At 74.1% G+C, this 19877-nt stretch carries 18 protein-coding genes and 1 pseudogene; 8 read left to right on the forward strand and 11 right to left on the reverse strand.

Annotated elements, in window-relative coordinates; genetic code table 11:
- The first annotated feature begins 46 nt into the window (after positions 1-46).
- On the forward strand, positions 47-1411 hold the full coding sequence (locus AB0G79_RS10515) for a cytochrome P450 (protein WP_360803363.1): 1365 nt from the start codon (positions 47-49) through the stop codon (positions 1409-1411).
- 7 nt (positions 1412-1418) lie between these two features.
- On the opposite strand, the pseudogene AB0G79_RS10520 reads toward AB0G79_RS10515, so the two are convergent.
- Positions 1419-1667: pseudogene (locus tag AB0G79_RS10520) on the reverse strand (molybdopterin-binding oxidoreductase); the annotation flags it as partial.
- Between the two features lie 299 nt (positions 1668-1966).
- Here AB0G79_RS10520 and sigK point away from each other — a divergent pair.
- Entirely contained in the window at positions 1967-2626 is a 660-nt protein-coding gene (gene sigK / locus AB0G79_RS10525; protein ID WP_360803366.1) for an ECF RNA polymerase sigma factor SigK, read from the forward strand.
- Positions 2623-3378: an anti-sigma factor gene (locus AB0G79_RS10530; protein ID WP_360803369.1), complete on the forward strand. Its 756-nt coding sequence runs from the start codon at positions 2623-2625 to the stop codon at positions 3376-3378. The genes sigK and AB0G79_RS10530 overlap by 4 nt, the downstream gene beginning before the upstream one ends.
- Positions 3379-3443: 65 nt before the next feature.
- Here AB0G79_RS10530 and AB0G79_RS10535 read toward each other — a convergent pair whose 3' ends face one another.
- A complete protein-coding gene (locus AB0G79_RS10535; RefSeq protein WP_360803372.1) occupies positions 3444-4394 on the reverse strand; it encodes an SDR family oxidoreductase in 951 nt (316 codons plus the stop codon).
- 232 nt (positions 4395-4626) lie between these two features.
- Here AB0G79_RS10535 and AB0G79_RS10540 point away from each other — a divergent pair, with 232 nt between their 5' ends.
- The gene (locus AB0G79_RS10540) at positions 4627-6129 is read left to right on the forward strand and encodes a cryptochrome/photolyase family protein (protein WP_360803375.1); all 1503 of its coding nucleotides are present in this window, start codon (positions 4627-4629) and stop codon (positions 6127-6129) included.
- Between the two features lie 13 nt (positions 6130-6142).
- Here AB0G79_RS10540 and AB0G79_RS10545 read toward each other — a convergent pair whose 3' ends face one another.
- Positions 6143-6793, reverse strand: coding sequence for a fasciclin domain-containing protein (locus AB0G79_RS10545; RefSeq protein WP_360803378.1), 651 nt, complete (start codon positions 6791-6793; stop codon positions 6143-6145).
- Between the two features lie 364 nt (positions 6794-7157).
- Between AB0G79_RS10545 and AB0G79_RS10550 the strand changes: the two genes are divergently transcribed.
- Positions 7158-7724 carry a hypothetical protein gene (locus tag AB0G79_RS10550; protein WP_360803381.1) on the forward strand — a complete coding sequence of 189 codons (567 nt, stop codon included), beginning with the start codon at positions 7158-7160 and terminating at the stop codon, positions 7722-7724.
- 46 nt (positions 7725-7770) lie between these two features.
- On the opposite strand, the gene AB0G79_RS10555 is transcribed toward AB0G79_RS10550, so the two are convergent.
- The 7 genes from AB0G79_RS10555 to AB0G79_RS10585 form a co-directional block, all read right to left on the reverse strand.
- Positions 7771-8184 carry an anti-sigma factor antagonist gene (locus AB0G79_RS10555; RefSeq protein WP_360803384.1) on the reverse strand — a complete coding sequence of 138 codons (414 nt, stop codon included), beginning with the start codon at positions 8182-8184 and terminating at the stop codon, positions 7771-7773.
- Positions 8181-8633, reverse strand: coding sequence for a metalloregulator ArsR/SmtB family transcription factor (locus AB0G79_RS10560; protein WP_360803387.1), 453 nt, complete (start codon positions 8631-8633; stop codon positions 8181-8183). The genes AB0G79_RS10555 and AB0G79_RS10560 overlap by 4 nt, the downstream gene beginning before the upstream one ends.
- A gap of 39 nt (positions 8634-8672) precedes the next feature.
- Positions 8673-9038: a zinc ribbon domain-containing protein YjdM gene (locus tag AB0G79_RS10565; protein ID WP_360803390.1), complete on the reverse strand. Its 366-nt coding sequence runs from the start codon at positions 9036-9038 to the stop codon at positions 8673-8675.
- Positions 9039-9120: 82 nt separating this feature from the next.
- Complete coding sequence (locus AB0G79_RS10570; protein WP_360803393.1) at positions 9121-11064, reverse strand: GAF domain-containing protein; 1944 nt, start codon at positions 11062-11064, stop codon at positions 9121-9123.
- A gap of 118 nt (positions 11065-11182) precedes the next feature.
- Positions 11183-12556, reverse strand: coding sequence for an MFS transporter (locus tag AB0G79_RS10575; protein WP_360803396.1), 1374 nt, complete (start codon positions 12554-12556; stop codon positions 11183-11185).
- 127 nt (positions 12557-12683) lie between these two features.
- Positions 12684-14018 carry a HAMP domain-containing sensor histidine kinase gene (locus tag AB0G79_RS10580; RefSeq protein ID WP_360804278.1) on the reverse strand — a complete coding sequence of 445 codons (1335 nt, stop codon included), beginning with the start codon at positions 14016-14018 and terminating at the stop codon, positions 12684-12686.
- Between the two features lie 107 nt (positions 14019-14125).
- The gene (locus AB0G79_RS10585; RefSeq protein WP_360803399.1) at positions 14126-14827 is read right to left on the reverse strand and encodes a response regulator transcription factor; all 702 of its coding nucleotides are present in this window, start codon (positions 14825-14827) and stop codon (positions 14126-14128) included.
- Positions 14828-14899: 72 nt separating this feature from the next.
- On the opposite strand from AB0G79_RS10585, the gene AB0G79_RS10590 reads away from it, so the two are divergent.
- Positions 14900-16129, forward strand: coding sequence for a UDP-N-acetylglucosamine--N-acetylmuramyl-(pentapeptide) pyrophosphoryl-undecaprenol N-acetylglucosamine transferase (locus AB0G79_RS10590; protein ID WP_360803402.1), 1230 nt, complete (start codon positions 14900-14902; stop codon positions 16127-16129).
- Positions 16126-17148 carry an SDR family NAD(P)-dependent oxidoreductase gene (locus AB0G79_RS10595; RefSeq protein WP_360803405.1) on the forward strand — a complete coding sequence of 341 codons (1023 nt, stop codon included), beginning with the start codon at positions 16126-16128 and terminating at the stop codon, positions 17146-17148. The genes AB0G79_RS10590 and AB0G79_RS10595 overlap by 4 nt, the downstream gene beginning before the upstream one ends.
- A 63-nt stretch (positions 17149-17211) precedes the next feature.
- Here AB0G79_RS10595 and AB0G79_RS10600 read toward each other — a convergent pair whose 3' ends face one another.
- Positions 17212-18006: a 3-hydroxybutyrate dehydrogenase gene (locus tag AB0G79_RS10600; protein WP_360803408.1), complete on the reverse strand. Its 795-nt coding sequence runs from the start codon at positions 18004-18006 to the stop codon at positions 17212-17214.
- Positions 18007-18311: 305 nt separating this feature from the next.
- Between AB0G79_RS10600 and AB0G79_RS10605 the strand changes: the two genes are divergently transcribed.
- On the forward strand, positions 18312-19787 hold the full coding sequence (locus tag AB0G79_RS10605) for a PHB depolymerase family esterase (RefSeq protein ID WP_360803411.1): 1476 nt from the start codon (positions 18312-18314) through the stop codon (positions 19785-19787).
- The last annotated feature ends 90 nt before the right edge of the window (positions 19788-19877 follow it).

Genomic DNA, 19877 nt, shown 5'->3' on the forward strand with positions numbered 1-19877 from the left:
GCACATCCGAGCGAGGACCGCGACTCCCCCGTGCTAGCTTCCGCCCGTGACCCCCCAGGCCCTGGACTCGCCCCCGCCCGCCACCGCCACGGCCCCGGGATCCCCGGCGACCGGTCTTCCGCTCCCCGGGAGTGCCGATCCCCTCGGTCTGCTCGACGTGTTCGGCGCGTCCTTCGTCCGGGACCCGTACCCCTGGCTGGACCGCCTGCGCAGCGACACCCCCGTCCACCACGACCCCGGCACCGGGCTGTGGCTGGTCAGCCGGTACGCGGACGTACGGCGGGTGCTCCGGGATCCGGCGCTCTTCCTGCCGGACAACGCGCAGCACGCCGTCACCCCGCTGCCCGTCCCCGTGCTCAGGATCCTCGCCCGCGCGGGCTTCTCGCTTCCGCCCGCACTCGCCAACAACGGCACGGAGAGCCACACGGGCCTGCGCCGTCTGGTCACCCGCTTCTTCAACGCGCGGCGCGTCGAGGAGGCGGTGCCCGTCATCGAGCGCGTCGCCGGGGAGCTGCTCGCGCGGGTGCCGCGGTCCCCGCTCGACGCCGCGGGATCGCACGACCTGTTCGCCTCCTACGCCCAGGTCCTCCCCTGCCGGGTCCTGATGGAGATCCTCGGCATCGAGAGCGTCGATCCGGCCACCCTGATCCGCTGGAGCGACGCCTCGCTGGAGCTGTTCTACGGCCGGCCGTCGCCGGAACGGCAGCCGGAACTCGCCGAGCTCGTCGGGGAGTTCCACCGCTGGCTCACCGCGACCGTGCGGAGCGGCACGGTTCCCGACGACTCCTTCGTCGCGGCGCTGCGCCGCCATCGTCTGCCCGGCGGCGAGCCGCTGGACGTCAGGACGGCGGTCGCCGCCTGCTTCTTCGTGTTCATCGCCGGCCAGTCCACCACCGGACAGCTCATCGCCACGGTGCTGCGGAGCGCCCTCGCGGAGCCCGGCCTGTGGGCGCGGGTGGCCGGGGAGGCCGGGCTCGCCGAGGCCTGGGTGGAGGAGGTCCTCCGCAGGGAACCGCCGGTGACGACCTGGCGCCGGGTCACCGCCAGGGCCACCGAGCTCGGCGGCGTGCGCCTGGACGCGGGCTCCCCGCTGCTCCTCATGCTCATGGGCAGCGGCTCGGATCCCGAGGTGTTCCCGGACCCGGCGGCCATGTGCCCGTACCGGTCCAACATCCGCCACCACCTGGCCTTCGGCGTCGGTCGCCACCGCTGCCCGGGCGCCTCCCTGGCCCGTACGGAGGCGACCGTCGCCCTGCGGGCCGCGGCCCGAGCCCTCCCGGACGCACGACCGGCGGACGTGACCGACGGCGGAGCGGCGGACGGAACGGCGGAGCCTCCCATGCTCGGGCTGCTGTCCTTCCGGGCCCCGCTCCGCGTGCCCGTACGCGGAGTGGCGGCCTCGCCTCGCTGAACGGCCGCGCACCCGCACGCCGGCGCCGCAGCGCGACGACCCCCAGGACCGACGGGAAGAGGGCGAGCAGGACGAGGATGCCGATGCGGAGGACGGACTTGTCGTCCTCGCCGAAGGCGCGGATCGCGAAGTCCTTGACCGGCGCCGGCGTCCGGTCGACGACGGCACCGCCGACGACCGTCACGGGCGCGGCGGCGTGACGCACCAGGGCCGAGACCGGTTCGGCGACCGCCAGGGCCGTACAGCCGGCCGCCAAGCCGGCGAGCGCGCCCCGCGAGGGTGCCGAGGGTGTTCCGGAAGCTGCTCACGCACGGTCCTTCGGCGGCGACCGCCCCGCGGATGGGTCTCCCCACACGGACGGGTGGCGCCGTGGAGGAGCAGCGGTACGTCGACGCACCCGACGCCGTGAACGCCGCGACGACATCGTGACCTCAGCGACCCATCCAAGGGGGGCCTCCGCCCCGAAGTACTCCGGAGAGCGTTCCGCAGACTCTCCGCCGGACCGCCGCAAGGGCGGACTCGCCGGCCCGCCGAACCGCGAAGGACCCGCATGCGATGGCTCCCCACTCCGAGGACGACCGCCCGAGGTGGCGGCTCCGTCCGGTCCCGACGACCGGAGCCGGGCAGGTGACCCGGCCACTCCCCTCCGGTGCGCCCGACACCGACCCGCGGGCCGACCTGGCCGCTGTGATGCGGGAGGTCGCCCGGGGCGACAAGCAGGCCTTCTCCACGCTCTACGACGCCCTCGCCCCGCTGGTCTTCGGCATCGTCCTCCGTGTGGTGCGCGACCGGGCCCAGTCCGAGGAGGTCACTCAGGAGGTCATGATCGAGCTGTGGCGGCAGGCCGCCCGGTACGAGCCGACGGCCGGAAGCGTGACGACCTGGGTGGCGACGATCGCCCACCGGCGGGCCGTCGACCGCGTGCGGTCGGCCCAGGCCGCCTCGGACCGGGAGCACGCCCAGGCGGCACGGGAGCACACCACCGCCTTCGACGAGGTCGCCGAGCAGGTGGAGACCCGGTTGGAGAGCGAGCGGGTACGCCGTTGCCTGCGCGGCCTGACCGAACTCCAGCGCGAGGCGGTGACCCTCGCCTACTACCAGGGCCTCACCTACCGTGAGGTCGCCCAGAGCTTGCAGACCCCGCTTCCCACCATCAAGACACGCATGCGCGACGGACTGATCCGCCTCCGCGACTGCATGGGGGTGACCTCGTGACACACCAGCACCACTCCGACCTCCACACCCTCACGGCCGCCTACGCGCTGCACGCCCTCGACGCCGCCGAACGGGACGAGTTCGTCGCCCACCTCGCGCACTGCGAGGACTGCCGCAGGGAGGTGAGCGGGTTCGAGGCGACCGCCGCGAGGCTCGCGGCCGCCGTCGGGGAGACACCGCCGGAGGCCCTCAAGTCGCGGACCCTCGCTGCCGTCGAGGGCGTACGCCGGCTGCCGCCCCGGGTGCCCTCGGCCGGCCCGGCGGCGGGCCTGGCCCGGACGGTGCGGCGCAGGGCGGTGCCGCTCGCGCTCGCCGCGAGCCTGGTCGCCGCCGTCACCTTCGCCGGTCTCGCCGCATGGCAGCACCAGGAGAGCGAGGACGCGCGGCTCCAGGCCCGACAGGCCGAGGAGCAGCTGGAGGCCGTGAGCGGCGTGCTGGCCGCGCCCGACGCGCGGACCGTGCACGGGCGGACCACCAACGGCGCGGTCACCACGGTCGTCACGTCGGACCGGCAGAACCGGGCCGTGTTCACGGCGGCCGGGCTTCCGGTCCCGGCGGCGGGCCACACGTACCAGCTGTGGCTCGACCACGACGGCACCATGCGACCCGCCGGGCTCGTCCACGCCGACGGCACCGTCCTCCTCGACGGCGACCCGGCCGACGCGACGGGGGTGGGGCTCACGGTCGAACCGGCGGGTGGTTCGGCGCAGCCCACGACCCAGCCGCTGATGCTGCTGGCCCTCCCGGCCTGACCGACCGCCTTCCCCGTCGGATCCGTGCGAGGGCCCTGTTCAAGGACCCTTCTCAAGGACCCTGTTCATGGGCCCGGGAGCCCGCGACCGGGGGGAGGCGCGCCCCGGGTCTCGGTCCGGGGCGCGGTCCGGGGCGCAGTCCGGTGGATGAGCTCCTCCTCGATGCGGCCGCCCGTACCCAGCAGACCGGTCTGGTCGAAGGAGTGCTCCCGCAGGAGCCGCGGAAGCTCGCGGCGGGAGAGCAGATCCACCGCGGTGGGGAAGAACGGCCGGCCGGCCTGGGCGAGCCGGAGCCACGGCGGGGCGTAGACGGAGGCCCGGCGCCGTTCGATGCCCCGCACCAGCCAGCCCGCCACCCGGTCCACCGGGTAGACGCGGCGAGCCGGCGCGGGCATGTGACCGCGCAGTTCGCGCAGGACCGCGTGGCGGTCGACGTCGCGGACCATGTCGGTGTCGGTCCAGTGCAGGTACGCCACGCCCACACCGACGCCCAGGTGCGCCACCTCGGCCCGCAGCGAGCGGGCGAACGCCTCGGCTCCCGCCTTGGACGCGCAGTACGCGCTCATCATCGGGGCGGCGCCGAAGGCCGCGGTGGAGGCGACCTGGAGGAAGTAGCCGCGGGTGGCCCGGAGAGCGGGCAGGAAGGCCCGCGCGGTGACCGCGCTGCCGACCAGGTTGACCTCCACGACGCGCCGCCAGGTGACGGGGTCGGAGCTCTCGAAGGGGCCGCCCTCCGCGACGCCGGCGTTGGCGACGACGACCGACGGGGCACCGAGGGTCCGCGTCACCTCCTCGGCGGCCCTGTCCATGGCGGCGTCGTCGGTGACGTCGACCTCCACGACGTGGCTCTCGGTGCCCAGGGTCACGGCGAGGGCGGCGAGAGTGGCGTGCTCCCGCCCCAGCAGGGCCACGCGCATGCCGCGCGCGGACAGCAGTCGCGCCAGTGCGGCGCCGAGCCCCCGGGCGGCGCCGGTGACGACCGCGACACGGGCCGGGGGTTCCGCGGAGCGGTCCATGAGGTCCTCCGATCAGGAGCGTGCGGGACGGGGCCTGCGCCTCGCCGCCTACCCGAGGACTTCGCGGGACGCGGGCGTCCCGGATGCGCCCGCGGGCGACCGGCGGCCACCGTCTCCCCGTCCGGGTCGCGGGACGCATCCGACCGAGGGTCCCGGCGGGAAGTCTCCCGGATGCGGACACGACACGAGAACCGCGACGCACGAGAACCGCGACGCACGAGGACGGCGAGGCATGACGGACACGCACTGGCTTTTCGGTGACCAGCTCGGGCCCTCCTTCCTGGAGCCCGGCGACCGCGGTCCGGACCGCGACGCGCCCGTCGTGATGATCGAGGCCCGGTCCGTCTTCCGGCGCCGTCGATTCCACCGGGCCAAGGCCCATCTGGTGCTCTCGGCCATGCGGCACCGCGCCGCCGAGCTCGGTGACCGGGTCACGTACGTACGGGCGGACACCTACCGGGAGGGACTGCGGGAGGCCGTGGGCGGCGACGGCCGGGTGACGGTGCACCATCCGACGTCGCGGGCCGCGCTGCGCCTCGTACGGTCACTCGACAACGTCACCGTGCTGCCGCCGCGCGGCTTCCTCGTCGCCCCGGAGGAGTTCGCCGCCTGGGCGGACGGCCAGCGCACGCTCCGCATGGAGAACTTCTACCGGTACGTCCGGCGCGGCCACGACCTCCTCATGGAGGGCCGCGAACCGGCCGGCGGCACCTGGAACCTCGACCACGAGAACCGCCGACCGCCGCCGCGCGGGGCCCGCACGCTGGGTGCCCCTGCCCCGTACCGCCCCCGTGAGGACGCGATCGACGAGGAGGTCCGGCACGACCTGGACCGCTGGGAACGCCACGGGGACGTCTCCTTCGTGGGCCGCGACGGTCCCCGGGTGTTCCCCGCCGACCGCCGGCAGGCGCTCGCCGCGCTGCGGCGCTTCCTGGACCACCGGCTCGCCGGGTTCGGCGCGTACGAGGACGCCGTGCTCGCCGCCGACGGCACCATGAGCCACAGCCTTCTGTCGACCTCCCTCAACCTGGGCCTGCTCGACCCGGCCGAGTGCGTGGAGGGGGCGGAGGCCGTCTGGCGGGCGGGCGGCGCACCGCTGAACTCGGTGGAGGGCTTCGTCCGGCAGATCGCCGGCTGGCGCGAGTACGTCTGGCACCTCTACTGGCACTTCGGCGAGGGGTACCGCACGAGCAACGCCCTCGGGCACTCCGGCGCCCTCCCCCGCTGGTGGCAGGAGCTCGACGCGGACGCCGTGTCGGCACGGTGCGTGGCGACCGCGCTGCGCCAGGTGCGGGACACGGGCTGGACGCACCACATCCCGCGCCTGATGGTGCTGGGCAGTTACGCGCTCCAGCGCGGCTGGGATCCGGCCGCCGTCACCGACTGGTTCCACCGCAGCTTCGCCGACGGTTACGACTGGGTGATGCTGCCCAACGTCGTCGGCATGTCGCAGTACGCCGACGGAGGCCGGATGACGACCAAGCCGTACACCTCCGGCGGCGCCTACATCGACCGCATGAGCGACCTCTGCGGCCCCTGCCCCTACCGCCCGGACCGCCGGGTCGGCGAGGACGCGTGCCCGTTCACGGCCGGGTACTGGGCCTTCCTGCACCGGCACCGGGCCCGGCTCGGCCGCAACCACCGCACGGCGCAGGCCGTGCGGGGCCTCGACCGGCTCCGGGACCTGTCCGCGCTCCTGGAGCAGGAGCGCGGACGCGGGGCGGGCCCGCCGTGACGGACCGTCCGGACTACTTGGGCATGAGGACGGTGTCGATGACGTACACGTTGGCGTTCGCGGTCTTCACGTTGCCGCAGACGACCTTGGAGCTGTCGTTGACGGTGTAGTCCTCACCGGATCCCTTCGTCGTGATCATGCCCTTCTGGAGGGTCTCGAAGGAGCCGTTCTCCAGCTGTGCCGGGGTGAGCCGCTGGCCGACGACGTGGTACGTGAGGATCTTCGTGAGCGTCGCCTTGTCGGCGAGGACCTTGTCCAGGTCCGCCTTCGGGATCTTCGCGAAGGCGTCGTTGGTCGGCGCGAAGACCGTGATGTTCTCCGCGTTGTTGAGGGTGTCGACGAGTCCGGCCTTCTCGACGGCGGTGACCAGGGTGGAGAGGGCGGGGTTGTTCGACGCGGCGGTCGCGACGGGGTCCATCGCCATGCCCTCGAAGGATCCGGCGCCTTCCTTCGGCACGCCGGCACAGGCCGGACCGAACGGCGCGTCCATGGCCGTCGCGCCCTCCGCCGGTGTCGCGGCGGAGGTGGGGGCGGCGGCCGGGTCGGCGGAGGAGGCCGCGGCCTTGGTCTCGCCGTCGGCGTCGGAGCAGGCGGCGAGCGACAGGGGCAGGAGGGCGGCGGCGGTCACGGCGATGACGCCACGGCGGATGCGCTGGGAGTTCATGAGTGCTGCTCCTCGGGGAAATGTCGGAACGGGTGCGGGAGCACCGTCCCCGGCGGGCGCGCGAGGCGGGGGCTCGGAGGCCAGGGGGCTCCGAGTGCCGGGGGTCGGGGCGGCCGCGCCGCCGCGGAAGGTGCTCACACCTGCGATTCGGCGCCGGCCGCCGAGCGGATGGCCCTCTCACCCGATCGGGTGAGGGCCGGTGTGTTCCGGTGAGGAGGGCGGACGGTTCGCGTCGGGTGTTTGCCGTCCGGCGCGTCAGCCTTGGGTGGGATCCCTCCCCGTTCCCCGGACTCGCGCCGACTCCGCGGTCTAGCGTGCTGACCCGTGTCGTGGCGCTCCGCCGCGGTCATACGAGGAGGATCCCGTGTCATCGACCTGCGACCCCCAGTACGCACCCGCCGGCGACGTGGGCACGGCGCTCATGGTGATCGACTCGCGGCTGAAGGCCGTCTACGACGGCAGGACCGAGGTCGATCCCGAGCAGCGGCGGCTCGACATCCAGCTCACCTCGTCGCTGGGGCCCACCGGCGCGCAGGACCTCATCGACGGCGTCTGCACGATCATCTTCATGTACATGAGGTGGCTGCGGATGGCCTGCGAGGACCACGACAAGGACGTCGTCGAGTACGTCGTCCCGAACCTCGTCGCCGCCCTGCGCAGGATGCCGAGGAGCATCAGCCCCGAGGCAATCCCCACCATGGCCGGGATCGTCGTCGCGGCCGGGACGGGACTCAGCCCGAGCCTGTGGCGCGAGCAGTACGGGGAGTGGACCAGGCCCGAGATGAACGCGCTGGAGGCCACGGGCTTCCTGCTCGCCGAGCTCATCAACCGGGTCACCGACGACCAGGAGTTCGCCTCCCGGCTCGTCGGACAGGCCCTCACCGACGCCGACGCGCTGCGGAGCGCGTACGACGACGAGGACGAGGACTGAGAGTGGGGCCGGGGCCGGGGCCGGGGCCGGGGCTGCCAGGCGTGATTCAGTCGCGCACGGGGGCGCTCAGGCTCCGCTCCCCCGGCCATTCGTCACTGCACCACTCCCGCTGCTCCGGGCCGCCGGTGTGGTGGGCGAGCGCGGTGTCCAGGTCGTGGTGGACCGGGATGGCGGGGTGGTCGCCCGTGGGGACGAGGGAGCCGTCGGCCGGGATGGCGGCGAGTTCGAGGCTCCTGCCGTCGGCCTCCAGGCGGCGGGCCGCCTCGGCGACCGCGAGCTGGCCGCCTGCCGACCAGCCGCGCAGGGCGGTGAGGTCGAGGATGACCGGGCCCGTGCCCCGGGACAGCGCCCAGCCGACCGCGCCGGTGAAGCGGTTCACCGCTTCCTCGGCGCCGAGGTGGCCGGCCAGGGAGAGTATCCCCAGGTTCTGCTGGACCGTGTAACGCCATTCGATCGTCATCGTGCCGCCTTCGTCGTCGCGTCCACGTCGTGTTCGGAGGCGCCGCCGACTTCATTGTCGGGTGCGTCGTCGTCGGGCGCCGCGTCGCCGCCCCGGCCGCCGGGTCGACCGTCCGTTCGGCCGTCGGCTTCCCTCAGCTCCTCCAGGAGCTCCTTCTGTCCCACCAGCATCTCCGTGAGGATCCGGCGGGCCGCCTGCATGAGGTCCGCGACGTCCCCGCCCGCGAGCCGGTAGACCACCGTCGCACCCTCGCGCGACGACGTCACGATGCCGGAGCGGCGCAGGACCGCGAGCTGCTGCGACAGCGCGGGGGGCTCGACCTCGATCGCCGTGAGCAGGTCGCGCACGGCCATGGGGCCGTTCTGCAGCAGTTCGAGCACCCGGATGCGTACCGGGTGTCCGAGCATCCGGAAGAACTCGGCCTTCGCCTGGTAGAGCGGGATCGGCACGGTCGCGGACTCTCCTCACGCCTCGGGAAGGACGGGTCGTCAGGCCTTCTTGACCACGCTGGACTTGAGCTGCATGGGGCCGAAGCCGTCGACCTTGCAGTCGATGTCGTGGCCGTCGACGCCGTCCACGAGCTTGATGTTACGGACCTTCGTGCCGGCCTTGATGCCGGTCGGGCTGCCCTTGACCTTGAGCGTCTTGACGACGGTCACCGTGTCGCCGTCGGCCAGGACGTTGCCGACGGAGTCCTTGATCACCTTCTCGCCGGTGCCGTCTCCGGCCCCCTCGGCCGCCGCGCCGGTGGTCACCGACCACTCGTGGCCGCATTCGGGGCAGACGAGCAGGGCGCCCATCTCGTAGGTGTAGGCGCCGGAGCACTCGGGGCAGGGAGGCAGGTTCTCGTTCACCCGACGAGTCTAAGGCGGTGCTGGCAATTGCGAAAATTGGCAACCAGACCGGAGCGAAGCCGGCCGGCGCTCACGCCTCGGGTCAGCCGACGCCCGCGCCTCCGTTGAGCTGGTGGAGGCGCAGCGCCAGTTGCGTTTCCAGGGCCCTGGCCGGGCTGTTCCAGTCGGGGCCGAGGAGCTGGGCGACGCGGTCGAGGCGCTGGACGACCGTGTTCACGTGGACGTGGAGCGCGTCCTTGGCGCGGGAGAGCGCGGCGCCGTGCTCGTAGTACGCACGCAGGGTGCGGAGGAGTTCGGTGCCGCGCTCGGCGTCGTAGGCGAGGACGGGGCCGAGGACCCGTTCCACGTACGCGCCGACGTCGGCCCGCTCGCCGAGCAGTACGCCGATGAAGCCGAGGTCGGCGCTGTCGGCGCCCTCGCCCGTGCGGTCGAGGGCGTGGAGCGCGGTGAGGCAGCGGCGGGCCTCGGCGTGGAGCGAGGCGAGGGCCTCCGGGCCGTGGCCGGGCCCGGCGGCGCCCGCGGTGACGGGGGCGCCGAGGGCCCGGCCGAGGTCCCCGGCGAGGGTGCGGGCGAGGGGGCCCGGCCGGTCGGTGGGGGCGAGCAGGACGACGTGGCCGTGGCGGGTGCCCGACAGGCCGCCGAGCTCGCGGGCGCGGCGCGCGATCTCGGCGGCGAGCCGGGCGCGCTGGGGCGGGTCGCAGTCGAGGACGGCGACGGTGTGGGCCCTGGCCAGGTCGACGCCGATGCGGCGGGCCCGCAGGGTGAGGCTGCCGCCGTCCCAGCGGGCCGTGGCGGCGGGGTCGGCGAGGAGGTCGTCGAGGAGTTCGCCGCGCACCCGGTCCTCGGTGTCGGCGACCGAGCGGCGCATGAGGAGCAGCATGGCGGTGACGAGCGCCGCGCGTTCGAAGAGGCGCCGGTCGGCTTCGGAGAGGTCCGTGCGGTCGGTGAGGACGATGCTGCCGAGGGACTCGTTGCCGGCGAGGACGGCGCAGGTCCAGTGGGCGTCGGCGTGGACGGCGCGCCCGTCGGCCCGGGAGGCGGTGAGGCTGTCGGCGGAGGGCGTGACGGGGGCCGTGCCGGTACGGGCGAGCTCGCGGCCGTCGGCGTCGTGGACCGCCACGCCGCCCCGGAGCAGTACGGCGATCTCGGCGGCGACCTCGGTGATGTCGGCACCGCGCAGGACGAGCTTGGTGAGGCGGTCGTGGGCGTCGGAGGCGTGGTGGAGGGCTTCGCCGTGGGCGCGGGCGGTCGCGTTGGCGGCTTCGAGCCGGGCGAGGGTGGTGCGGGTCTCGTCGAGGAGGCGGGCGCTGTCGATGGCGACGGCGGCGTGGTCGGCGAGCGAGCCGAGGAGGGCGATGGCGTCGGGGGTGAACTCGCGCGGGGTGCGGTCGGCGGCGAAGAGGACGCCGATGATCTCCTCGCCCACCCGGAGGGGAACGCCGAGGATGCCCCGCAGGCCCTCCTCGGCGACGCCGTCGTCGATGGCCCCGGTGTGGCGGTAGCGCCGGTCGCCGCGGTAGTCCGTGCTCGCGTACGGGCGTGCCGTCTGGGCCACCAGGCCGCCGAGTCCCTCGCCCATGCCGAGGCGCAGCTGCTGGAAGGCGGCCGAGACGGAGCCCTCGGTGACACGCATGAACGTGTCCTGCGCGGCGGGGTCGTTGAGGGTGAGGTAGGCGACGTCGGCGCCGAGCAGGGTCCGCGCGCGGCGGACGATGGCGCGGAGGACGGCGTCGAGGTCACGGAGTCCGGCGAGGTCGCCCGCGGTGTCGAAGAGGGCGACGAGCTCCGCTTCCCGGCGGCGGTACTGGTCGAGTACGCGGCGGACGGAGAGGGCGACCTCGGTGGTCTCCTCGATCCAGGCGGCGTCGGCCTCGGTCGGCGTCCCGGCGGCGCGTGCGCGGGCGGGCTGGGCGGCGAGCTCGGCTGCGGGCGCGTCGACGGCGAGGAGGTCGAGGAGCCGGCGGGCGGCGAAGGCGGTGGCGGTGCCGCTCGCGGCGGCCTCGGTCCGGCTTCCGGGGGCGGTCATGGGTCTCCTCGCGAACGTGGGGGGGGTGTCGTGCGTGTCGGTTGGTGCCGCTGGGCTGTCGCCCGGTCCGCCGCCAGCCCCCCACGGTCGAGGCGGCGGACCGAGCTGTTCCTGGGCCCTAGACGCGTTCGGCGGCGGCGGTCGCCTGCTCGGCGGCCGGGGTCGCAGTGGTGCTCTCGGCGAGGTCGCGGCCGCGGGTCTCGCGGGTGACCGCCACGGTGATCGTGGTGATCACGGCGGCGACGCAGAGGTAGAGGCTGACGGGGGTGGAGGAGCCGTAGTCCTTGAGGAGTTCGACCGCGATGATCGGCGCGAGCGCGCCGGCCACGATGGAGGCGAGCTGGGAGCCCATCGAGGCGCCGGAGTAGCGGACCCGGGTGTCGAACATCTCGGAGATGAAGGCGGCCTGCGGGCCGTACATCGCGCCGTGGAGGAGCAGGCCGGCGGTGACGGCGAGGGCGATCACGGCGAAGGACTTCGAGTCGACGAGGCCGAAGAAGACGAAGGCCCAGACGGCCATGCCCACGGAGCCGATGAGGGTGACGGGGCGGCGGCCGACGCGGTCGGAGAGGGCGCCCCACATCGGGATGGTGACGAAGTGGACGGCCGAGCCGATGAGGACGGCGTTCAGGGCGGTGCTCTTGGGCAGTTCCAGGTGGACGGTGACGTACACGAGGAGGAACGAGGTCAGGATGTAGTACGAGATGTTCTCGCCGAAGCGCGTGCCGATGGCCGACAGGACCTCGCGCCAGCTGCGCCGGAAGACCTCGACGACCGGGGCGGTCTCCTTCACGCCCTGGGCGGCGGCGGCCTCGGCCTTGGCCTGGGCGGCGAGGAAGACCGGGGACTCGGAGACCGAGACGCGGATCCACAGGCCGATCAGCACGAGGACGCCGGACAGGAGGAACGGAACGCGCCAGCCCCAGGCCTGGAAGGCCTCGTCGGACTGGAAGGCCGCGAGGAGCGCCAGGACGCCGGTGGCGAGGAGGTTGCCGCCGGGGGCGCCGGCCTGCGGCCAGGAGGCCCAGAAGCCGCGGTGCTTCTCGCCGCCGTGCTCGGAGACGATGAGGACGGCGCCGCCCCACTCGCCGCCGAGCGCGAAGCCCTGGACGAGCCGCAGCACGGTCAGCAGGACCGGCGCGCCGACGCCGATGGTCTCGTACGTCGGCAGCAGACCCATCGCGAAGGTCGCGCCGCCCATCATCAGGAGGCTGACGACCAGCAGCTTCTTGCGGCCGATCTTGTCGCCGAAGTGGCCGAAGACGATGCCGCCGAGCGGGCGGGCGGCGAAGCCGATGGCGTACGTGATGAAGGCGATCAGCGTGCCGACGAGCGGGTCGGCGCTGGGGAAGAACAGCGTGTTGAAGACGAGCGCGGCGGCGGAGCCGTAGAGGAAGAAGTCGTACCACTCGATGGTGGTGCCGATGAGGCTCGCGGCGACGATGCGCCGGATCGAGCCGGAGGGCGGGGGAGTCTGCGTTGCGGCGGCCATGTGCACCACTTCCGAGCGGGTGACGGGGACGATGTCTTTGCGCCACACCGTAGAAATGAGCACGTCACAGGCGTATGTGGTGGGCCACCACAGTTCGATATCGAAGAGTGAGGGCTTTCACCATGTCTCAGGTCACGGCCTCCTCGTCCGACGGGAACGTGAGCCGGAACAGGGCGCCGCCGCCCGGGGCCCGCTCGGCTGTCAGGGTGGCGCCGTGGGCCCGGGCGATCTGGAGGGCCATGGCCAGGCCGAGGCCGGAGCCGGGCAGGGCGCGGGCCGTCGTCGCGCGGTAGAAGCGGTCGAAGACGTAGGGCAGGTCCTCCGCCGCGATGCCCGGCCCGTGGTCGCGCACCGTCAGCTCGTACGGGCCGAGGCCGACCTCCACCGGCAGTCCCGGCGGGCTGAACTTCGCCGCGTTGTCCAGGAGGTTGCCGACGAGCCTGGTCAGCCGGGCCGGGACGCCCGGCACGACCGGCGCCCCCGTGATCCGCACGTCGAAGGGCACCCCGGGCCAGTGGTCTCGGGCGGTGGCCACCGTGTGGTCGAGGAGCGGGGCCACCGCGACCTGTTCGAGGAGCGGCTGCGGTTCCTCGTCCCTGGCGAGCTCGATCAGGTCGGCGACCAGCCCGTTCACCTCGCGCAGGAGCCTCCGCACCGCCGCCGACGCGCGCTCGCGCTGGCTCGGCGACAGCCGGTCCGCGCGGGCGAGCAGTTCGGCGTTGGTGCGCAGTGCGGTCAGGGGCGTACGGAGTTCGTGCGAGGCGTCCGCGACGAGGCGGCGCCGTGCCGTGACCGACTTCTCCAGCTCGTCGAGCATGACGTCGAAACTGGCCGCGAGACGCGCGATCTCGTCCTTGGGGGCGCCCTCGCGCCCGGGCGGCGGTCCGATGCGGTGGCGGGGGTCGCGGGTCGCGGCGATCTGCTCGGCGGTGGCGGTCAGCCGGGCGACCGGGGCGAGTCCGGTGCGGGCGACCCAGGAGCCGAGGAATCCGGCGGTGACCACGCCCGCGGCGGCGGCGAGGGCGAGGAGCCGGGCGACCTGCGCGACGCCCCGCTCCACCGTGTCCGAACGCAGCGCCACCTGCAGGGCGCGGCCGCGGGCGAAGTCGGTCGTCAGCATCCGGGCGGGGTGACCGTCGACGGTGACGTCGGTGTAGTACGGCGCGCGTCGCCCGGCCGCCACGGCGCGGGCGGCGTCGGTGACGGGCAGGACGTACGGGTCCTCCGGGTCGTCGCGCGGATCGGCGGGCACGACCTGGGCGCAGCCGGGTGCGGCGAGGAAGCGGCACTCCCCCGCGATGACACCGGGGCCGGCGCCCTGGTTGCGCTGGGCGACGAGCCTCGCGTACTGGGTCAGGTTCAGCTGGAGCTGGTCGTTGAGCTGGGCCCGGACGATCAGGAAGGCCGCGAGGGACATCCCGACGGCGACGACGGCCACCGCGGCGGTGGCCGCGAGGGCCATGCGGGTACGCAGGGGGCGGGTGCGGAAGGGGTGCGTGCGTCGGCGACGGGCGCCGGGGCGCCGGCGGGCGCCGGTGTCCTGGCGACCGGGCGCGGAGGACGCGGCCGTCATGCCGGGCCCAGCCGGTAGCCGACCCCGTGCACGGTGTGGACGAGCCGGGGTTCGCCGCCCGCCTCCAGCTTGCGGCGCAGATAGCCCACGTACACGGCGAGCGAGTTGGACTCCGGGCCGAAGTCGCGGCCCCAGACGAGTTCGAGGACGAGCTCGCGGGGCAGCACCTGGCCGGGGTGGCGCATGAGGAGTTCCAGGAGGGACGCCTCGGTGCGGCTGAACTCCAGGGGGCGTTCGCCCCGCCGCCCGGTGCGGGTCGCGGGGTCGAGGACCAGGTCCTCGTGCACGAGGACCCCGGGCTCCGTCCCCTCGTCGGGCGCGGGGGCGGCGCGGCGCAGCAGCGCCCTCACGCGGGCGAGGAGTTCGTCGAGCGCGAAGGGCTTCACGAGGTAGTCGTCGGCTCCGGCGTCGAGACCGTCGATCCGCTCGCTGACCGAGTCCCGGGCGGTGAGGACGAGGACGGGGGTGCGGTCGCCGGCTGCGCGGAGGCGCCTGCAGACGGCGAGGCCGTCGAGGCCGGGCATCATCACGTCGAGGACGACCGCGTCCGGCTCCCAGAGCGCCACCTCGCTCAGGGTGGCAAGCCCGTCCGGGACGCCCCGGACCTCGTATCCCTCGATGGTCAGTCCGTCCTCGACGGCGGCCCGGACCTCGGGTTCGTCGTCGGCCACGAGCACGCGGTACGCCTTCGGTTCCATGCCCCGCATCATGCCAAAGCGTCTCGAACCCTCTCTTAGAACGTTCTTAGGGCACGTCGTGAGAGTACGGGCATGGACACACGACGAACCCGTCCGCTCTCCGTGGTCATCGGCGCGGGCGGCACCGGCGGGCACATCTACCCCGGTCTCGCCCTCGCCGACGCGCTGCGCCGTGCGGACCCCGAGGCCGCGATCTCCTTCATCGGGACCGCACGGGGCCTGGAGGGACGGCTGATCCCCGGCGCCGGATACCCCCTGCACCTCGTCGACATGATCCCGTTCGATCCCGGTCTCGGGGCGCGCCGCTTCCTCCTCCCGGCCGACCTGCTGAGGTCGGCGGGGCAGGCGCGGGAGATCGCGCGCGCCCAGGGGGCCGAGGTGGTCGTGGGCATGGGCGGCTACCCGAGCGCGCCCGCCGTGCTCGGCGCGCGTCTGGCCGGGCTGCCCGCCCTCATCCACGAGTCGAACGCCGTGCCGGGCCGCGCCAACCGGTTCGCGGCCCGGCTCACCCCGCACGTCGCGGTCGCCTTCGACCCGGCCCGCTCGCATCTGCACGGCGGGCAGAACGCGCTCACCACCGGGATGCCCGTCGCGGCCGAGATCGCCGAGCTCGCCGCCCTTCCCGCGCGCTCGCCGGCCCGCGAGGCCCGCCGCGCGGCGGCGCGGCGGCGGCTCGGGGTGCCCGAGGGGCGGCGGCTGGTCGTCGTCAACGGCGGCAGCCTCGGCGCCACCCGGCTCACCGAGGCCGCGCTGGAGCTCGCGGAGCGGTGGAGCGGCCGGGACGACGTCCACCTCGTCGTGAAGACCGGGCCCGCTGCGCTCGCCGACGCCCGCCTGCGGCTGGGCAGGGGCGGCGGGGAGCGGGTCGCGCTCGCGGTCCCGTACCTGGACCGGATGGCCGACGCGTACGCCGCGGCCGATCTGCTGGTGTGCCGGGCCGGTTCCGCGACGGTCGCCGAGCTGGCCGCCACCGGCGTCCCCGCCGTCCTCGTGCCCTACCCGCACGCGCCCGGCGACCACCAGACGCACAACGCCCGGGTGCTCACGGACGCGGGCGCCGGGGTCCTGGTGCCCGACGCCGAGGCGACGGCCGACCGTCTCGCGGCGATCGTCGCCCCGCTGCTCGACGAGCCCGCGCGGCTCGCCGCCATGGCCGCGGCGGCGCCGCCCGGGCCGCACGCCCACGCCGCCGACCTGCTCGCCGCCGAGGTGCTGCGCCTCGCCGGACGCCCGCGGCTCCGTCCCCTTCCTTCCGCCGATCCGCGGCCCACGTCCTTCACCACCGCACGGGAGCAGATATGACCACCGCACACACCCCTTCGCCCGATGCCGCCTCCGCGTGGCGGGGCAGGACCGTCCTCGTCACCGGCGGTGAGGGGTTCATCGGCTCGACGCTGATCGACCTGCTCGTCGCCCGGGGTGCCCGCGTCCGCGCATTCGTCCACTACAAGCCGTACGCGGAGAAGGGGTACCTGGCCCGCTACCTGGATGACGACCGGGTCGAGATGTGGGCGGGGGACGTCCGTGACCCTGGGCGGGTGGACGACGCCGTGGCCGGGTGCGACACGGTCTTCCACCTCGCGGCGCTGATCGGCATCCCGTACAGCTACGTGTCCCCCGGCGCGTACGTGCAGACGAACGTGACCGGCACGGAGAACGTCGCCGAGGCGTGCCGCCGGCACGGCGTGCGGCGGCTCGTCCACACCTCCACGAGCGAGGTGTACGGCTCGGCCCTCACCGTCCCGATCGCGGAGGGCCACCCGCTCCAGCCGCAGTCGCCGTACTCGGCCTCGAAGATCGGCGCGGACATGATGGCGCTCTCGTTCCACCACGCCTTCGAGCTGCCCGTGACGGTGGTGCGGCCCTTCAACACGTACGGTCCGCGCCAGTCCGCCCGGGCGGTCATCCCCACGATCCTCGCCCAACTGCACTCCGGCGCGCGGGAGATCAAACTCGGGTCGCTGACCCCGACCCGTGACTTCACGTACGTCACCGACACCGCCGAGGGCTTCCTCGCGGTGGCCGAGTCCGACCGGGCGCTCGGGCACGTGGTGAACCTCGGCACCGGCCGCGAGATCTCCGTCGGCGACCTCGCGCGGGCCCTGGTGGAGGCCTCGGGCCGCGAGGCGCGGATCGTCACCGACCCGGCCCGGCGGCGGCCCGCGGGCAGCGAGGTCGAACGGCTCGTCTCCGACAACTCCCGCGCCCGCGAGTGGGCCGGCTGGGAGCCGCGCGTCGCGCTCCCCGAGGGGCTGCGCCGCACGTCGGAGTGGATCGCCGGGCACCTCGGCCTCTTCGCGCCGGACCGCTACCAGGTCTGAGCGGGCGCGGGGAGTCCGGGAAGGGCCGTGAACGCGCGCGTTCACGGCCCGACTCCGCCTGCCTCAGGTCGCCGTCCAGCCGCCGTCCATGGGCAGGGACGCGCCGCTGAGACAGCCGGAGTGGGGGCCGCAGAGCCAGAGGACGGCGGCGGCGACCTCCTCGGATTCGAGGAGGCGCTTGACGGGCGAGCGGGCCAGCATGACGTGGGACAGGACGTCGCCCTCGCTGATGCCGTGGGCGGCGGCCTGGTCGCGCACCTGCCCCTCGACGAGGGGGGTGCGGACGTACCCGGGGTTGACGCAGTTGCTGGTGACGCCGTGCGGGGCGCCCTCGACCGCGGCGACCTTGCTCAGGCCCTCCAGGGCGTGCTTGGCCGCGACGTAGGCGGACTTGTAGGCGCTGGCCCGCAGCCCGTGGACGCTGGAGACGTTGACGATCCGGCCCCAGCCCCCCGCGTACATGTGGGGCAGGGTGTGGCGCATCAGCAGGAACGGCGCGGTGACCATCACCTTCTGGATCAGTTCGAAGCGCTCCGGCGGGAACTCGGTGAGCGGTGCCACGTGCTGGAGTCCGGCGTTGTTGACGAGGATGTCGACCTCCGTCGGGAGGCCTCCGACGGCCGTCCCGTCCGCCAGGTCGACCACGTGGGCCTCGCCGCCGGTGAGCTCCGCGACGGCCTTGGCGGCCTCGGCGTCCCGGTCGACGACGTGGACGACGGCCCCGGACCGCGCGAGGGCGATCGCGCAGGCCTTGCCGATGCCGCTGCCGGCGCCGGTGACCAGAGCCGTACGACCGCCGAGGTCGAGCGCCCCGCCGGGCGGCGGAAGGGGCGTGGGCTGGGGAGTTGTGTGCGTCATGGTCGGAAACGCTAGGGAGGACCACCTGCTCGTCCCATGTGGGCGACGACCATAATCCGGCACTTGGGGGTGGTGGTGATCTCTATGAGGTCGGTACGCGTTCCCCTGCACCGCCCCTTGGCCGGTAACCCTCTTGTCAGAAGGTCCCTAGCCAGTCCGGCCCTGCCGTGGCCATGGATTCCCGTCACACGAGCTCTCCGCGAACCCTGGCTGTCCCGCCCATGTCAACGCCGTCCCGGGCGACTCGATGATGCACGGCACCGCCCTTCGGGGCGTTCCCCCATCCCCCTCAGGAGGCAGTCGTCATGGGACAGCCCTTCTCCCGCCACACCGCCGGCATCCGGCGCTGGGCCACCGCCGCCGTCGGCGCCCTCGCCCTCTCCGCCGGTCTGCTGGCCGTGGGCCCGCAGGCCTCGGCCGCCGGGCTCACGCAGGTCACCGGCTTCGGTTCCAACCCCGGCAACCTGTCCATGTACACGTACGCGCCCGAGGGCCTGCCCTCCGGCGCCCCGCTCGTCGTCGCCCTGCACGGCTGCACGCAGAGCGCGGGCGACTACTACGCGAACTCCGGCTGGCCCACCTTCGCCGACCGGTACGACTTCGCGCTCGTCCTTCCCCAGACCAGCAGCGCGAACAACGCCAACTCCTGCTTCAACTGGTTCGAGCCGGGCGACAGCACGCGCGGCCAGGGCGAGGCGCTGTCCGTGAAGCAGATGGTCGACGCGGCCGTCGCCCGGTACGGGAGCGACTCCCGGCGCGTCTACATCACCGGCCTCTCGGCCGGCGGCGGGATGACGGCCAACATGCTCGCCGCGTATCCGGACGTCTTCGCCGGCGGCTCCGTCGACTCCGGGCTCCCCGCCTCCTGCGCGACGAGCGTCTCCTCCGCGTACACCTGCATGTACAGCCCGCCGAACAGGACGCCCGCCCAGTGGGGAGCGCTCGTCCGCTCGGCCGCGCCCTCCGGCACGACCGCCTGGCCGCGGGTCGCGATCTGGCAGGGCACCGCCGACACCACCGTGAAGCCCGCCAACGCCACCGAGCTGCGCGACCAGTGGACGGACGTCTGGGGCATCGGCCAGACGCCGACCCGCACCGAGACCCTCGGCGGGGGCACCACCCTCACCAGCTACGACGACGCCGGCGGCAGGACCGCCGTCCAGGTCTACTCGATCCCGGGCATGCCGCACGGCCTCGCCGTCGACCCGGGCAGCGGCCCCGAGCAGTGCGGCACCACCGGCACGTACTACCTCGACACCATCTGCTCCAGCTACCACACCGCCCGCTTCTGGGGCCTCGACGGCGGCGGTGACACCCCGGCCCCCGGAACCCTGCCCGCCCCCGCCGGCCTCGCGGTCACCGGCGTCACGGGGAGCAGCGCATCCCTCTCCTGGACCGCCGTCCCCGGCGCCGCCTCGTACGACGTCCTCCGCACCGGTACGAAGGTGGGCTCGTCGACCACGACCGGCCACACCGACACCGGGCTGACCGCCGGGACGGCGTACGCCTACACCGTCGCGGCCGTGGACGCCTCCGGGACGCGGGGCGCGGTCTCGGCCGCCGTCACCGCGACGACCACGGGAACCGGCCACACCGTCACCTGCCACACGTCCAGCAACTACGACCACGTGGCCGCCGGACGGGCGTACCAGAGCGGCGGCTACACCTACGCGACCGGCTCCGGGGCGGCCATGGGGCTCTGGAACACCTTCACCACGCACACCCTGAAGCAGACCTCGCCGGGCTACTACGTCCTCGCGGACTCCGGCTGCACGGCCTGACGCACGCCCCCTTCCGGCTGATGGGGGTGGAGGTGGTGATCACCACCTCCACCCCCATCGGTATGTGGATGACAGCCATGGTTGCCCCTC

Origin of the sequence: Streptomyces sp. NPDC020807, assembly GCF_040641575.1 — a bacterium.
Taxonomy (GTDB): domain Bacteria; phylum Actinomycetota; class Actinomycetes; order Streptomycetales; family Streptomycetaceae; genus Streptomyces.

Excerpts from the sequence above, each read along its gene's own strand:
- AB0G79_RS10540 (WP_360803375.1), top strand. The coding sequence starts at position 4,627 with ATGACGGACACGCACTGGCTTTTCGGTGACCAGCTCGGGCCCTCCTTC.
- AB0G79_RS10595 (WP_360803405.1), top strand. The coding sequence starts at position 16,126 with ATGACCACCGCACACACCCCTTCGCCCGATGCCGCCTCCGCGTGGCGG.
- AB0G79_RS10570 (WP_360803393.1), bottom strand. The coding sequence starts at position 11,064 with ATGACCGCCCCCGGAAGCCGGACCGAGGCCGCCGCGAGCGGCACCGCC.
- AB0G79_RS10580 (WP_360804278.1), bottom strand. The coding sequence starts at position 14,018 with ATGGCCCTCGCGGCCACCGCCGCGGTGGCCGTCGTCGCCGTCGGGATG.
- AB0G79_RS10585 (WP_360803399.1), bottom strand. The coding sequence starts at position 14,827 with ATGGAACCGAAGGCGTACCGCGTGCTCGTGGCCGACGACGAACCCGAG.
- AB0G79_RS10555 (WP_360803384.1), bottom strand. The coding sequence starts at position 8,184 with ATGACGATCGAATGGCGTTACACGGTCCAGCAGAACCTGGGGATACTC.
- AB0G79_RS10575 (WP_360803396.1), bottom strand. The coding sequence starts at position 12,556 with ATGGCCGCCGCAACGCAGACTCCCCCGCCCTCCGGCTCGATCCGGCGC.
- AB0G79_RS10605 (WP_360803411.1), top strand. The coding sequence starts at position 18,312 with ATGGGACAGCCCTTCTCCCGCCACACCGCCGGCATCCGGCGCTGGGCC.
- AB0G79_RS10600 (WP_360803408.1), bottom strand. The coding sequence starts at position 18,006 with ATGACGCACACAACTCCCCAGCCCACGCCCCTTCCGCCGCCCGGCGGG.
- sigK (WP_360803366.1), top strand. The coding sequence starts at position 1,967 with ATGGCTCCCCACTCCGAGGACGACCGCCCGAGGTGGCGGCTCCGTCCG.
- AB0G79_RS10545 (WP_360803378.1), bottom strand. The coding sequence starts at position 6,793 with ATGAACTCCCAGCGCATCCGCCGTGGCGTCATCGCCGTGACCGCCGCC.
- AB0G79_RS10535 (WP_360803372.1), bottom strand. The coding sequence starts at position 4,394 with ATGGACCGCTCCGCGGAACCCCCGGCCCGTGTCGCGGTCGTCACCGGC.
- AB0G79_RS10590 (WP_360803402.1), top strand. The coding sequence starts at position 14,900 with ATGGACACACGACGAACCCGTCCGCTCTCCGTGGTCATCGGCGCGGGC.